Here is a 13858-nt window from a genome sequence, read left to right as displayed (position 1 = left end):
CCCAACAGCAACCGCGAACCCCACGTCGGCATGGCCACCGGCTACCGCCCCGGTCGGATGTCGGTGCGCGCCGGCTCGCCCCTGAGCAGACCCGTCGCATGGCCCACCTCGATGAGGTAGCCGCCCAGATCGCGCATGTAGTAGCGCAACTCGGCGCGACGGTCGACGGGAGGGGTGAGGAAGTATGCTCCCTCCGCGACCGCCGCCGGGGTTCAGGATGATCCGGCCGTTGGTGACCTTGATGATGCAGGGATTCTCGGTCGGCGGCACCCGGCGGGCCCGTCCCGAGCGCACGGCGAAGCTCACGGGCCGCGGCCGGGACCGGATACTCGGCGCCACCGGCCTCGCTCACAAGCACGACCCGAGTGCGCCGTTCCTCGAATGGCGGTGTCATTCGGCCGAAAGGACGCCCGATCGTGATGGGCGGATCAGAGTGGGAAGACGTATTGGCTCAGGTTCACGTATCCGAAGGACAGATCAGACGGGACAAGCGATGGCCACCACCACCACTGGTCAGACACGAGAGGGCACGCTGCCCAGGAGCATCCAGTTGCCAGGAATCGTGCTGGGAGTGGGGCTCGGCGGATTCGTCGATGGCATCCTGCTCCACCAGCTCCTCCAGTGGCACCACATGCTCACCAGCACCAACCACGACCGCATCGGCGTGAAGTACTACCCCGCGAACACGGTCTCCGGTCTGGAGATGAACACCGTGTGGGACGGCATCTTCCACGCCATCTGCTGGGTCGCGGTCATCCTGGGCCTGGGCATCCTGTACTCCCGGGTCACTCACCAGCGTCGCCGGGTGTGGACCTCCCGGGTGCTGTGGGGGTGGATCCTGGTCGGGTGGGGCCTGTTCAACATCGTCGAGGGGATCCTGGACCATCAGATCCTCGGCATCCACCACGTCCATGGCGGTCCCCACCAGATCTGGTGGGACATGGGCTTCCTGCTCCTGGGCCTCCTTCTGCTCATTGGCGGCTACCTGCTCCAGCGCAGCGGCCGGCCCTTCGACCCCGACGCCTCCGAGCGGCCCGCCCGGCACACCTGATGAACGTCGACATGCATCGCCACATGCACGACCATGGCGCAGGTAGCGGTCTGTGGGAGACGCTGCTGCCCCCAGCCGCAGTCATCCTGCTCGCCGCCGCCTACCTTCTCCTCGCAGGCCGGGCCCGGCACCGCAATCCCGTCCAGGGCTGGAGACACTGGCGGACGGCGAGCTTCCTGACCGGATGCACGCTGCTCGCCGGAGCACTGCTGCCACCGCTGGCCCCCTTCGCCCACGGCGACTTCCGCGGGCACATGGCCCAGCACATGCTCATCGGCATGTACGCACCCCTGGCCCTGGTGCTCGGCACGCCGGTCACCCTGCTGCTGCGCACCCTGCCCGCCGCCCGCGCCTGCGTGCTGATGGGCGTTCTGCACTGCCGCCCGGCCAGAGTGCTCGCCCACCCGGTCACCGCCCTGGTCCTGAGCACCGGCATCCTCGCGCTCCTGTACTTCACCCCGCTGTACAACGCGACCATGAACCAGCCCGTACTGCACTGGCTGATGCACGCCCACTTCCTCTTGTCCGGCTGCCTGTTCGCCTGGATCATCGCCGGCCCCGACCCCGCCCCGACCCGGCACGGCGTCCCCACCCGGCTCGTCGTCCTCGGGATCGCCGTCGCGGCGCATGCCACGATCTCCCAGCTGATCTACGGCGGCTTCCTCATCAACGTTCACGCACCCATCGACCAGGTTCAAGGCGGCGCGGAGATCATGTACTACGGCGGCGACATCGCCGAACTCCTCCTCGCCGCAGCCCTCGTCACCACGTGGCGGCCCGACCGCCACCGGCGCCATGGTGCTCATCGGCCGGTGCCCAGTGGCGTGGTCAGGACAGTCGCCGGCTGACCCGGCCCGTCGCGACGATCGGTGCAGTGGCGCGGTGCGCACCGAGAGACCTGACCCCCAGCACGCACTGTTCCTGGAAAGGCAAGACCCGGGACACTGTCAGCCGGCCTGATCGCTCCCCCTTCGCCGCCCTGGACGCGGGTGCACTGGCCATCAAGGACGAGGCCAGGGAGGTGGACGAGGAAATGTGGACCTCCACCTACGCCCGGCTGCCCGCTGAGACCCATCCACACATCGCCGCCACCGCACACCTGCTGGCGGACCGGATGAATCTCAGCGCCTATCCGGTCGTGCTGGGCACGCTCCTGGACAGGGCGGAGACGCGGCTTGTCAGCGTGCGAAACGGTGGTAACGGCCGCGCAGCGTAAGCACGCGGCCTCCCCACCGGATTGGCGTGCCGTTCTCGGCGGGTGCCCGCCCTCGCTGCAAAGGGCCGAACGAGGGCGTTGACCACTGAGGAAGCCGCCGCCGAGGGCACCGGCCCCACCGGGACAGACCTGCTACGCAGCAAAGTCAGTCACTACAGGACGCTCTGAGGCAAGTTCCGTGCCCGGAGCATCGCCCGTGGTCACACGACGATGCAGGTCGTGGCCGCCCACAGCAGGGGGGAGTGCTCGATCCGGCCGTCGGCGCGCCAGCGGGCGAGTCGCTCGCGCTGCCAGCGGCCGAGCCGGTGCACGGGGTCGCGGTCCTCATGGGCGGCGTCGACGGCGACGATCAGCTCCGACAGAGGGCGTACGGACTCGGGCACATCGGCCAGCCGGTGGAACGCGAAGCTGGTCGGCAGTATCCAGCGGGTGGCGGTGACCAGTTCGGCACCGCTGTGGAGCATCGCCGTGGCCAGGCCGAACGACTCGGCGAACTGCAGATCGCCGCCGCTCTCGCAGCCGATCAGGGCGACTCGCGGCGGCGCGGGCCAGATCCGCGCCCCCGGCTCGCCGTCGCCGCGCAGGGGCAGCGTGCCCAGCAGGAGATCCTTGGCCGACAGTGGCCGATGGGTACGGACCGGCTCGGTCAGGCCGACGGTCTCCGGGCCGCAGCACAGATGGAGGGTGCCGTCCTCACTCTGCCCGCCCTCGACCGGTGCGCCGCTGATGTGCCCGACGTACATCAGTCTGCGTGCCCCTTTGCGGAGCACTCTGCCCAGCCAGTCCCGGTCCAGGTCGGTGCGGCGGAACGCCTCCGCCGGGGTGGTGGGGGACGGCTCCACGGCGCCCGCGTCGAGGTGGCGCTGGACCAGTGAGAGCAGTTCCGGATCCGAGCCAGGTGGTCCCAGGACCGAGCCGAGCGGGGAGTCGGCCCGGAAGCCGGGCACGCGGGGGTCGAGAACGAGGACGACCGGGCCGGAGTCCGGTGCAGGACGTTCAGCAGTCTTCTGCCGTCGCAACGACGTCGGCGCGGTGGTCACCACGTCCGCCAGATCGAGGAGCCGGGTGTCTGTGTTGTCGACGGCCAGCAGTTCCCAGGGGACCTGGGCGACCCGGGGCGACGGCTGGATGCGTACCAGTGGACGCCCCGCACGCGCCGACACCTGGCGTATCTGCGCGGTCAGCCCCTCCGGCCACAGCGCCTCGCCCAGCGTCTGCGCGAGCTGCCGCTCGGCACGGTGGTCGGCCAGCGCGCCCGACTCGAAGGCGCGGCGCATCCCCGCCGCTCCCTCGCCCGCCCCGGGCAGCGCGGCGGCCAACTCCCGTATTGCCCCGGCAACTTCGGCGGCGGCGCCGCGCCCGGTGCCGAACCCCCGGGCGCCACCGGCCCACGTCCAGGTCATGAACAGGTCGCCCGCGTCGGCCAGTCGGACCTGGACGACCGGGCGGCTGGTCAGCTCGTCGGTGTTCCAGAACGGCACTTCCTCCTCGTCCACGATCCGTCGGCGATAGCGGAACTCGGCCGCCGCGATGTACTCCTGGAGCGCGACCCGGCCGGATTCCGCCGACATCCGTACCTTCGGCGGCGGCGCGACGCGCAGACCGGCGGAGACAGCGGCTTCCGCGGCGACACTCCCGAGCGTCATGGTCCCGCCGTCGTCCTCGCCGTACGCCTTCATGGCGGGGTCCGGGAAGCCGGGCGCCCTGTCCGCGGTGGAGGACGCGACGGACCCCGGCGCGCAGCCCAGTGTCAGCGCGGCGCCCGCGCAGCGGTGTTCCACCAGTTCGAAGAGGAGGCCCTGGTCCTGGCGGCGTACGGCGAGACGGAAGGCCAACCACATGGCGTCGTCGGCCAGTTCAAGCCATTGGTTGCGCGCGTGGGCGGTGACGAAGTCGTGGCGGGCCGCGGCCAGAGCCAGTGCGGCGGGGAGGGCGAGGGAGAGCGCGGTGTCGATGGACGCCCTCTCGTGGTCGCCGTGGTCCGTCCGGTTCAGGTTGTCCTCAAGGGTTCGCGCGAGCATGAGGTCGACCTGGGCGCACCGCTCGTGGATCTCCCGGGCCTGGTAAACGTCACGGGCTTCCTGGGCCAGCCGTTTCATCTGCTCGATGTCGCCCCGCTCGTAGGCGTGTTGGGCGCCCAGCAGCATGGTGTCGGCGGCGGCGACAGAGGCGCCGAGTTGTGCGAACCGCTCCAGGCTCGCCGTCATGAGGTCGTGGGCGCCCGCGGCGTCGCCGCGCAGGCCGGCGAGATGGCTGCGGGCTTGTTCGCAGGCCGCCAGATCGCCGAACTGCCGCTGTCGTTCGAAGAGGGCGGACGCCTCGGCGAACAGCCGCTCCGCCTGGTCGAGTTCACCCCGTTCCATCGCGAGGAACGCGCGGTGCGCGAGCAGCGTCTGCCGCTCACCGGTGTCGCCCAGTGCCCGGAAGCCGTCCTCCGCGCGGGCGAAGTAGTCCTCGGCCGGGTCGTACCGCCCGGTCGCGCAGCAGATCGCGCCGAGCGCGGTCAGCAGGCGCGGGATGGTCTCCGCCGCGGTCTCCGGAGTGGTGGACAGCAGGAGCGTGGCCTGCTCCTCGGCGGTTCCCCACTTGCCCCGCGCCATCAGCAGGAGGACCCGGTTCAGGCCGAGTTCGGCGGCGCGCAGCCCGTCGGGGTCGTCGAACCGGGGCAGCGTGGCCGCCGCCTCGTCGAGACAGGTCAGGGCCTCGTCCAGGCGCCCCGTGTCGCTCAGTACGGCGGACCTGGCGCTCATTGTCCGCAGGAGGATCTCCAGCCACAGCTGACGGGCCCGTGGCCCCATCGGCGCCGACGCGATGCTGTCGAGCAGGGCACGGGACCGCTCATTGGTGTCCTCCGCCCGGGGCAGGTCAGAGGCGGCGAGGAGGACGCTCGTGAGGTCGGCCAGCAGATGTGCCCGCAGGAACCGTACGTCGGGGGAGTCCTCCAGGGACTCGGCCAGGTTGAGCAGTTCGTCGTAGACGGCGCACGCGGCCCCGAACTCGGCGGCCATGTGATGCTCGTGGGCTTTGGCGAAGCCGCTGTCGAACAGCTCACCGTACAGCTGCACCGGTGCGTTGTTCCCGTCCGTCATCCGTCAGTAGTCCTCACTGGTGGCAGTGGCGGCGAGGGTCTCGGCGAGAAACGGTCCCGCCACGCCGTCGTAGACGTCGTCCGCCACGGGCTGTGCCGCACCGGCCAGTCGCCGCCGGGCCAGGGCACGGATCGCGTCACGGTCGGCGCGGGCCTCGGGACCGGCGCCCGGGTCGAAACCGGGGAGCAGGACACCGACTTCGATGCGCGGCGGCGCCGACGTCGCGGCCGACGGATCCGGGGTCAGGTCCACATCCGCCCGGCCGGTCCACACGTCGTCCCGCCGGCCGAGGGGCACCCGGAGCGGGCGGCTGCCGTTCACCCGGACCTCCGCGGCGAGAGGCGCACCGGTGGTGGGAGCCGCGACGTGCGCGACGACCTCGACCTCGATCTGCCGTCGCGCACCGAGCGCACGGGCGGTCCAGGACACCGCGTGCTCGGCGGCGTCGATGAAGCCGGGCGGGTAGCGGCGCCAGTCGTTGGTCCCCGAGCCCCGGGCGATCACCCGGCCGCCGGCGACGAGCGGATCGCCCGCCGCGAGGGCGTAGCCGACCTGCCGTGCGAAGAGCGCAGCGGGGCCGGCCGGAGTGACGGTACGGCCGTGGTCCGGCCCCTCGTCGAGGGCCGAGCGGAGCCGGCGCAGCGCCGTCCCGTCCAGCCCTGCGCAGTCCGCCGCGTCGTCGATCAGTCGCAGAACGCTGTCCAAGTGCCGTGCTGTGTCAGCCGGTTGAGGAGTCGCGCGCCACCACTGGAGCAGCGGGGCGAGGGCGGACCGGTGCTCCTCGATCAGCTCGGCCACGCAGTCGTCGGGCTGGTCGCCGTAGTCGTCGAACAACTGCTGGCACCGGTGGGTGAGCGCGGCGAACTCCAGGCCGAGCACGTCCGGTTCGAGCACCGGAATGCCGTCCGGGTACGACGCCGGCCACCACCGGGCCGCCCAGTGCCCGTAGCCGAGCCGGGCGGCGGCGCCCGCGAGGGCGGACGTCTCCGTCATGACGTGTGCCCCTGCCGGTTCCCCCGCCGCGGCGTCGTGCACGGCTGCGGCGACGCGCTCACCGTAGACCGCCCACAGCCACTGCTGAGCCCGCCCCGCGTCGTGGATCTCCGCCACCGGCAGCCCCGACTCCCCGAGGACGGGCCAGACCAGCACCGCCCCCGCGACGTCGAGCACGGACCGCGTGAAGTCAGGTCCTGCGGCGGCCACATCGTCGCAGACCTCGATGTGCCCGAGGACAGGACCGGCGGCGACCCGGATCGTGCCGTCCTCGCCCCGCGTGACGCGGACGTCCGTCCCGGCCCCCGCCATCACGCGCTCCTCGGTTCGGTCGGTTCCACCGCAGCCGCTGGCGTCGCCGACAGCGCGCGCAGCGCCGACCGGACTCTGGCGCGGTGGTCCATCATCACCGAGCGGGCGACTCCGTCGAGCACCGCCCAGGCCGACGCGAGGTCCGCCAGCGGCGCGTCGCGCACGTCCCGCCCGTGCAGCCGCACCCACAGCCGCCGCATGTAGGCCGCCCAGGGGGTACGGAGGTCCCGGGCGAGGGCCTCCAGGGGGCCGCCGTCCGGGTCGGGGTGGGGAGAGACGGTCATCCTGCGGGCGCGCAGCACCGAAGCCTCCCGCCGCCAGCGGCTGTTGACGGCCCGGTGCGCTGCCGTACGCCCCGGTGCGGGTTCGCCGGTGCCCAGCGGGTCGAGGCCGACCGCGAGCCGCCCGCCGAGGACGACGACGACGCGCAGACTCTCGTCGTACAGGCCGAGCGGAGCGCAACTGCGGCCGACCTCCCGCTCGACGAGCTCCGGCACCGTCGGCAGTTCCTCGCGCCGTGCCGAGGACTGGAGCACCACGAAGAGCCTCTCGAAGAGCGTGCGGTCCAGCGGCGCGGGAAGCGTGGCCGTCGAGGCGCCGCGGCCGACCTCGGGCCGCGAGGGCACCCGGCGCGCGGTCAGCCCCAGATGAGCCGGCGGCTCCTCGGCGCCCCAGATTTCGTTCGCGTGCGTCCACAGGGCCCGGCCGAACACACCGCCGTGTCCCGCATCGACCATGGAGGCGTACGCCGGTGAGTCCCCCGGCGCAGCGCAGGCGTCCAGGACCTCGGCCGCCAGCGTGACCGCCGCGGACACACCGGAGGCCGGGACGGTCGGACGGCTTTCCCACGCGACGGCCAGCTCCGCATCGAGCCGGGCGCACCGGCCGGTGTCCGCGAGGTGTCCCCTCAGCGCTTCCACCGTGCGTCCGCCGCCCGCGTCCGCCACCTCCTCGACGACCGCCCTGGCCACCGCCTCCGCACCGACCGAGGGCGCACCGTGCTCGGTGGCCAGCTCGAAGCAGCGCTGGAAGTAAAGATCCTGGGGGTTTCCCGCCACGACGCCCAGCGCCCGGCGGGCCTTCTTGAGCAGCGTGAACCAGCGTGCCGTCGCCGCGAGACGCGGAGCGGACTCCCGGATCAGCGCGTCCAGGCGCGCGGCCCGCTCTGGGCCGAGGAAGTCCACCGCGAGTTCGGGACGCAGCGCGGGCCTGACGATCAGCGGCAGCACGATCAGCTTGACGGTCCGGGTCAACGGGGCCCCGCCGGGGCCGCTCAGCGACTCCAGTCCGGGACCGAGACCCCGCCAGGCATGGTCGATGACCATGGCACGAGACCGGGACTCGTCGGTCGACTGGCGCGGGGGCGGCATGCGGTGAGCGTACGTCGTCCCCGAGCAGGCGGGCGAACCTGGGATCGGTAGACGCCCCGGGCCGCCTAGCGTCCACACCGTGCACCGCACCGGCTCACCACAAGGAGAAGCGGCCATGGGAATCTTCGGGAAGCGTGGCAGGAACCGCGAGGAGCGGGCCGCCGAGATCGCCGACAAGGTGGCGAGCGGCAAGGGCTTCTACGGCCGCGCCACGCGCGCGTTCCTCGGCCAGGAGGACTTCGCCAGGGTCCAGCAGTCGATCGGCGCGTACAAGTCCGGCCACACCGTCCAGCAGTTGCTCGCCGCGGGAGCGCCGACCGTACCCGCCGTCGTCGTGTCGCTCACCGACACCGGCCAACTCGTCAACTTCGACCCGGTCGTCGACCTGGTCCTCCAGCCGTCCGGAACTACCGCTCCGGTCACTCTCCGGACCATCCTCTCCAAACTGAGCATCCCCCGCCCCGGCGACCAGGTGGTCCTGATCGCCGACCCCGCCCGGCCGGGTGCCTACCTCTACGCCGGGGACGGTGTGAACCCGTGACCCCGACACCGCTGTACGAGGCACAGGCGAACGACTACGCCCTGCTCTCCTTCGACGGCCGGGTGCTGGAGGTGTTCGGCTACGTCGACGACGCCCGCTACCACCTCTGGGAACGACCGTGTCTGGAGTTCCGCCCCGGCCGGATGCGCAGACTGCAGATCATCACGAAGCACGGCAGACGCCACTCCATCCCCTACGACGAACACCTGCTCCCCGGCCTTCAAGCCCTGGCGGACCACTTGGCGCGCAGCCTGCCGCCCGAGGCCCCGAAACACTGACATGGCCGACGACGAAGACGGGCTCCAGTGGACGCGGGTGTCGCGGGTCGGCCCGTGGGACGCCGCCAGCCTGTACGGCGATGCTCTGGTGATGTGCCTGTGCGGACCGGTCATGCTGGGCTCGGCCGTCCTCACCGGTGCGGACCTCATGGTCATGGGCATCGTCTTCACGGTGGTCTTCCTTCCCGTGGGCCTGGCGCTCTGGGGCCACACCGCCGCCGAGAGGGAGCACAACCGACGGCTCGACGCCGTCGGGATCCCGGCGACCGCGGAGATCACCGACCTGACCCACTGGGAGGACGCCGACGACGCCGGCGTCGCGGTCGGTCTGCGGGTCAGCGGGCCGGGGTTCCCGACGTTCGAGGCGACTTGGCGGCGCTCGCCCCACGACGCCCTGCGCGTGGGCCTGCGGCTCACGGCCGTCGTTGAACCGTCAGGCGGCCTTTTCCGCGTGGAGGTCCGATGAGCCACCCCAGTCGTATCGCACCGACCGACCACGAGTGAGGAGGGACGATGCGCAGCCGTACCGGTGTGTTCGTCGGCCAGTTCTTGTTTGCCGCGCTCTGCCTCTCGACAGGACCGATCTTCCTCGTCCTGGGGTACGCCGCCTGGCATGACGGCGCGGGCTGGGGCCTTGCGGTGTCCGCGGCCGGCGCGGTCGTCACCGTCATGATCCCTGTCTCGGCCGCCGGCACCACACGGCAGATCTACACCCGGATCACGCGCAGGGACCGCGTGAAGGGCGCGGGCGGCGCGTACGGGGACGACACCTTCGTGATGTTGGCGCCACGGTCCGCGCCAGGCCCGACGGGCGCCCGGTTGGTGCGGGCGGACGTTCTGGAGGCGTCGCTCGTGCGGTACAGCCCCGAAGGGGAGGCGACGTTCACGACGCACTACGGCAACTACGCTCCCGCGGAGTTCACGCCGGTGATCAGGATGAGGCTGCGGGTGCACACCGTCGACCAGGCCGATGGGGCCGACGGGTGCGCCGGGTTCGAGGTCACGGACGAGTGGCGGGTACCACCCCTGTGCCTGTCGGCGATCACGGCGGGCCGCCTGGTCGTCCTCGTCGACCCGGTCGGCCCCGAGGGCTCCGGCAAGGTCGACGTCCAATGGCCGCGCAGCACTCTGCTCGCGGGCACGAGAACCTGCCGGGTGATCGACCTCGAAGGCCGGCTGACCGACGTGACCCGCCGTCCGGGCCGCCAGTTGGCGCAGATGCGGATCTCACGGGAGGTCGGAGGCGTCGAGATGGTGGGGGACACGATCGATCTCCGGCGCCTGGACGCGGAGACGGCGGCGCGGTACGCCGCCCTGGCCGCCCGCGCCCGCGCCTGCCCTGAGGACCGGGCACCGGTGACCGAGCCGGGCGAGGAGGCACGTCTGCTGGTGGACGAACTTCCGGGTGAGGAGGGCGGGTTCGGCCATGTCGGCCGAGGATGGTCGCGCCGCGGTGGCCGTCTGGTGCGGGCTCGGTTCCTGGAGATGCGCGGCAGGACCACCTTCCAGGACCACGGTCCGGTACTGGACACGGTGCTGCGCATCCGGCCGGCGGACGGCACACGTCCGTTCGACGTCGCCCGGCGGCTGACGGTGCCCATGAACTACCTGGTGGTCCTGCACCACACCCGGGAAGTGGTCCTCAGCGTCAGCCCGAACGGCCGGTCGTACGACATCGACTGGAGCCGCACCAATCTCCTCGCGGGCGTCACCACGGCCACGGTCATCGCCCCCGACGGCCGGGAAATCCCCGTGCCGCGACGCTCCGACACCCTCTGGCCCCTGATGAACCTGCTGGCGTCCCACGCCGTCTCGAACCCGTCTCCAGTCCTCGACCTCCGCAAGCGCCGGACGGGCCCGGTGGTGGGGGCGGTGATGGACGTGCTGCTGGACAGGGGCCTGACACGCACCGATCACCGGGCATAGCGTCGCCGCATGAACGACGAGATCACTGCCACGGTCGGCAGGGAGCTCTATTCGTTCGACGGCCGGATACCGGAGATTTCCGGAAGTCACCACCTCCGGTTCCACATCCGGCACATGCACGTGCGCGTCACGGGCCCCGACCGGAAAGGGAGGCGGACCGTCCTCGCCGGTGTCCCGTGGCCGGGGTGGGGGCACAAGGGTGCGTGGCAGGGATCCGGGGTGCGGCGCGAACTGTCCGGCGAGCTCATCCGCATAGCTGGTCAGGGCGTTGGCCTGTGCGAGGGTCGCGGTGGCAGGGTTCGGCAGGGTGATGTCGGTCGATTTCCGGGCGAGTTGCTCGGCCTGCGCCTTCAAAGTGCGGTGGTCGTGATCGGCCCGGATCACCAGCGCGTAGGCGCCGGCGTGCTTGGTCCAGCGGCTGACTTGGGCCCGTCCGCGACCTGGTCACCGCCGTGCCCCGGCAGGCATGGAAACGGATCTCCGCTGGTGCGGGCGCGCACGGCCGGCGGTTCTACTACTGGGCCCGGATCGCAATCCGCCCGGTACGGGAAGACGGCTTCGGGCACTGGGTCCTGGCCTGCCGCAGCATCAGCGACGCGGTCGACGCCTCCCTCACCCAGCACCAGTGCGCCCTTGAACGCTTCGGACACCTGCCACGGCTGCGCTTCACTTGCGCCGACGCAGCCGTGTACTTGGAGGCAGCAAGGCCGTACGAAGCCATCCACTCCCGCAACGAGCCCAGCTATCTTGACCCGTTCCGCACTCGCCCAGGCGCGGGCACCGGCAGGGTGCCTGCGCTCTTCGTGGCGTGCCGGGACGTCAGGCCGGCCGGATCGGGAGAGTTGATCCGGCCGGTCCCGGCCCGGGACACCGCCGCCGGTGCCGTCAGTCGCTGTAGACGCCGACCTCGTGGAGTGAGTAGCCCCACTCGGTGCCGCGCTCCAGGCCGTGGATTCGTACGTAGCGCGCCGGAGTCCGGGCGAACCACGCTGTGTCCAGGCCGCCGTCACCAGCGGCCGTGGACCATGCCGTCTGCCAGTTCTCGCCGTCCTGCGACAGCTCGATGCGGTACGACTTCGCGTATGCCGCCTCCCAATCGAGGGTGACGCGTTTGACCGGCTTCGCGGATCCGAGGTCGATCTGCAGCCACTCGTCGTTCTTCCACTCGCTGGCCCAGCGGGTGCCCTTGTCTCCGTCCACGGCCTTGCCGGGAGCGAAGCTGACGAACGGGTTCCACCACTCCGACGTGGACGCCGAGGCGGCCGCACCCGAGGCCAGATTCACCCCGGACTTGTGCTTCTCGGCGTTCCCCCAGGTGCGCAGGTAGGACTCGGCACCCGTGAAGAGGTCGTCCACGACCTCCTGGCCGCCGACGATCCGGATGTCCTCGATCCAGTCCGGGACCAGGCCGTAGTGCGCCGCGCCATCGGTGTTGAAGTCCCACGTGCGCTCGCCGGTGGTCTGCTTGTCGATCACCGAGCCGCCGTCCGTGCTACGGAAGGGGTACTTCACCGGGTTGGGGATGTCCCCGCCCCGCGGACCGGGCCAGCCGCCGACGCCGTTCATGTCGGTGCCGTAGCCGTAGCCGACCTGGTACTTCTCGCGCAGCGCGTCCGTGCGTCTGGCCTCCGAGCTGAACGCTGCGGATTCGCTCATGTACTGGGTGGCGAACCCGCCGAGCTTGTAGAGCCGCTCGGTCCACCCCAGGTCCATCCAGCTGTGCGAGGAGATGATGCCCGGGTACGACTCGGATTCGAGGACGTCGAAGGCCTGATCCGCGGCCTTGACGCTCATGTGGTCGACCTCCAGCATCATGTGGCGCTTCATCAGCCCGCGCACCGCGTACTCACCCAGGCTGGTCAGCCCGCGGGTGTTGCACTGCGCGCCCGAGGCGTACGAGGGGACGGCCACCCCCTTCGGCAGTTGCTTCTCCGCCTCCGCTGCCACCGCGTTGCCGATGGGGTTGTCGTGCTGCGGGCCGCGGCAGGTCTCCGTCTTCCAGAAGGTGCCGGTCGACAGGAACTGGCCCACGTTGATCGCCGTACCGAGGGCGCCGGAGTCGTAGCGCACCCCGCACAGGGCGTTGTCGAACTTGTGGCACAGGAACATGCTGCTCACGCCCAGTTCGCGCAGCTCGTCCAGGCCGCGGTCGATGTCCTCCTTGCTGCACTGCGCGATGTCCAGGATCTGCTTGCAGCCGAACGGCTCGGACGTCTCGACCCCCAGGACGACGGCCAGCTTGCCCTGCGCGATGACCTCGCGGGCCTGCGCGCTGTTGGTGACGATCCGGAACCAGCCCTTGCCCGGGCCGCCGTACATCTTGTCGATGAAGGCCTGCATGTCGTACGACTTCTTCGCCTCAAGACGAATGGCGGTCATCTCGTCGCAGCTGCGGTCCTTGAAGAAGTAGACCGAGCAGATCACGCCGTTGGTGACCAGGTCGTTGACCAGCACCCGCTGGCCGCCGCGCCATGCCCGCTCGATTCCGGCGTAGTAGTTCTGCTGGTGGGTCAGCGAGTCGTGGGCGGGCCAGTCCTTGAAGGTGGGCCACCCATTGGGGTCGTGCTTGCCGTCGCCGCCCTTGGTGACGAAGTCGAAGATGGCGAGCGAGCCGTCGGGGTAGTGCTCGGGGCAGTCCTTGAGCGCATCAGCGACGCCCTGCTCCGAGAACGGCTTGCCGCAGATCAGCCGGCCGCCGAAGCCCTCGTTGGCCATGATGTGGTCATGGGCGTCGACGAAGCCTCTTACGCGGCCCTGGGCGTCGGTGCCCTTGAAGGGCTCGCCCGTGACGTCGATCTGCGCGTCGGGCGAGGGCCGCGCGGTCGGGGTCCACCAGCCGGGGTCGGGCTCCGCCGCGGAGCTGGGCATCGGGCCGAGTACCAGGGCCATCACGGCGAGGAGCAGTGACACCACCGTGAGGGATCTGATTCTGCGGCGCGGAGGTTGAACCATGGTCATCACTCACTTTGATTGACATGTGCACTCAAGTTACTGACGGGTTTTCAGAATCGCGACCACCGTCGGCGGAGTCAACGGTCCGGGCCGAAAAACATGAGAATTTCTCAGCTTTGGTGAACTCGTG

11 protein-coding genes and 2 pseudogenes are annotated in these 13858 nt (G+C 70.9%); 8 read left to right on the top strand and 5 right to left on the bottom strand.

The features are described 5' to 3' along the window. Nucleotides 1-41: 41 nt before the first annotated feature. A pseudogene (locus IEZ15_RS45235) lies at nt 42-258 on the bottom strand (VOC family protein); the annotation flags it as partial. 235 nt (nt 259-493) lie between these two features. On the opposite strand from IEZ15_RS45235, the gene IEZ15_RS30905 reads away from it, so the two are divergent. Genes IEZ15_RS30905 through IEZ15_RS30895 form a run of 3 tightly spaced genes read left to right on the top strand, consistent with a single transcriptional unit; the run spans nt 494 to nt 2267 of the window. Continuing rightward, nucleotides 494-1051, top strand: a complete 558-nt coding sequence (locus tag IEZ15_RS30905; protein ID WP_114248330.1) for a DUF2243 domain-containing protein — start codon at nt 494-496, stop codon at nt 1049-1051. Between the two features lie 23 nt (nt 1052-1074). Beyond that, nucleotides 1075-1899 carry a cytochrome c oxidase assembly protein gene (locus IEZ15_RS30900; protein ID WP_229846201.1) on the top strand — a complete coding sequence of 275 codons (825 nt, stop codon included), beginning with the start codon at nt 1075-1077 and terminating at the stop codon, nt 1897-1899. Nucleotides 1900-1925: 26 nt separating this feature from the next. Continuing rightward, complete coding sequence (locus tag IEZ15_RS30895; RefSeq protein ID WP_373302649.1) at nt 1926-2267, top strand: hypothetical protein; 342 nt, start codon at nt 1926-1928, stop codon at nt 2265-2267. A gap of 200 nt (nt 2268-2467) precedes the next feature. Here IEZ15_RS30895 and IEZ15_RS30890 read toward each other — a convergent pair whose 3' ends face one another. The 3 genes from IEZ15_RS30890 to IEZ15_RS30880 are packed head-to-tail and all read right to left on the bottom strand — an operon-like array spanning nt 2468 to nt 8031. Further along, nucleotides 2468-5356 (bottom strand): CHAT domain-containing protein, encoded by a 2889-nt coding sequence (locus tag IEZ15_RS30890; RefSeq protein WP_189280312.1) that lies wholly within the window; start codon nt 5354-5356, stop codon nt 2468-2470. Nucleotides 5357-5359: 3 nt separating this feature from the next. Next, nucleotides 5360-6661 (bottom strand): hypothetical protein, encoded by a 1302-nt coding sequence (locus IEZ15_RS30885; protein ID WP_189280311.1) that lies wholly within the window; start codon nt 6659-6661, stop codon nt 5360-5362. Further along, the gene (locus IEZ15_RS30880; RefSeq protein WP_114248334.1) at nt 6661-8031 is read right to left on the bottom strand and encodes a hypothetical protein; all 1371 of its coding nucleotides are present in this window, start codon (nt 8029-8031) and stop codon (nt 6661-6663) included. The genes IEZ15_RS30885 and IEZ15_RS30880 overlap by 1 nt, the downstream gene beginning before the upstream one ends. Before the next feature lie 115 nt (nt 8032-8146). On the opposite strand from IEZ15_RS30880, the gene IEZ15_RS30875 reads away from it, so the two are divergent. The 5 genes and pseudogenes from IEZ15_RS30875 to IEZ15_RS47685 form a co-directional block, all read left to right on the top strand. Beyond that, nucleotides 8147-8572 (top strand): hypothetical protein, encoded by a 426-nt coding sequence (locus IEZ15_RS30875; protein WP_189280310.1) that lies wholly within the window; start codon nt 8147-8149, stop codon nt 8570-8572. Beyond that, nucleotides 8569-8850: a hypothetical protein gene (locus tag IEZ15_RS30870; protein ID WP_189280309.1), complete on the top strand. Its 282-nt coding sequence runs from the start codon at nt 8569-8571 to the stop codon at nt 8848-8850. Before IEZ15_RS30875 ends, IEZ15_RS30870 begins: the two co-directional genes overlap by 4 nt. A gap of 1 nt (nt 8851) precedes the next feature. Next, a complete protein-coding gene (locus tag IEZ15_RS30865; RefSeq protein ID WP_189280308.1) occupies nt 8852-9316 on the top strand; it encodes a hypothetical protein in 465 nt (154 codons plus the stop codon). 47 nt (nt 9317-9363) lie between these two features. Continuing rightward, nucleotides 9364-10776: a hypothetical protein gene (locus tag IEZ15_RS30860; RefSeq protein WP_189280307.1), complete on the top strand. Its 1413-nt coding sequence runs from the start codon at nt 9364-9366 to the stop codon at nt 10774-10776. A 431-nt stretch (nt 10777-11207) separates the two neighbouring features. Beyond that, a pseudogene (locus IEZ15_RS47685) lies at nt 11208-11381 on the top strand (IS701 family transposase); the annotation flags it as partial. A 280-nt stretch (nt 11382-11661) separates the two neighbouring features. Here IEZ15_RS47685 and IEZ15_RS30855 read toward each other — a convergent pair. Next, nucleotides 11662-13734 carry a discoidin domain-containing protein gene (locus tag IEZ15_RS30855; protein WP_189280306.1) on the bottom strand — a complete coding sequence of 691 codons (2073 nt, stop codon included), beginning with the start codon at nt 13732-13734 and terminating at the stop codon, nt 11662-11664. Between the last annotated feature and the right edge of the window lie 124 nt (nt 13735-13858).

It is taken from the genome of Streptomyces atratus, from assembly GCF_014648655.1.
Lineage (GTDB): Bacteria > Actinomycetota > Actinomycetes > Streptomycetales > Streptomycetaceae > Streptomyces > Streptomyces atratus.
This window is presented reverse-complemented; position numbering and strand designations above follow the sequence as displayed.